This is a genomic window from Paenibacillus athensensis (genome assembly GCF_004514475.2).
Taxonomy (GTDB): Bacteria; Bacillota; Bacilli; order Paenibacillales; family NBRC-103111; genus Paenibacillus_AL; species Paenibacillus_AL athensensis.
The window spans coordinates 1-512 of record NZ_MYFO02000062.1; the positions used below are offsets into that span (position 1 = coordinate 1).

At 52.9% G+C, this 512-nt stretch carries 2 rRNA genes; both read right to left on the reverse strand.

The window, feature by feature from the left end:
- Nucleotides 1-81 (reverse strand): 5S ribosomal RNA (gene rrf / locus B5M42_RS25195); the annotation flags it as partial.
- Between the two features lie 83 nt (nt 82-164).
- Nucleotides 165-512: ribosomal RNA gene (locus tag B5M42_RS25200) — 23S ribosomal RNA — on the reverse strand; the annotation flags it as partial.

A 512-nucleotide genomic window follows, 5' to 3' on the forward strand; every position in this document is an offset into this window, starting at 1 on the left:
TCAAGTACCATCGACGCTGGAGGGCTTAACGGTCGTGTTCGAGATGGGAACGCGTGGGTCCCCTCCGCCATCATCACCAAACAGTCAGTCCAATACCTTACGGTATTCCCTGAAAACTAGATACGAAACAAGTCGTTGTGTTACGCGTGAGTGTTGCTTGTGTTGTGGTTAAGCCCTCGACCGATTAGTATTCGTCAGCTCCATACCTTACGGCACTTCCACCTCGAACCTATCTACCTCGTCGTCTTCAAGGGGTCTTACATATTGGGAAATCTCATCTTGAGGGGGGCTTCACGCTTAGATGCTTTCAGCGCTTATCCCCTCCGTACATAGCTACCCAGCTATGCCTCTGGCGAGACAACTGGTACACCAGCGGTACGTCCATCCCGGTCCTCTCGTACTAAGGACAGCTCCTCTCAAATTTCCTACGCCCGCGACAGATAGGGACCGAACTGTCTCACGACGTTCTGAACCCAGCTCGCGTACCGCTTTAATGGGCGAACAGCCCAACC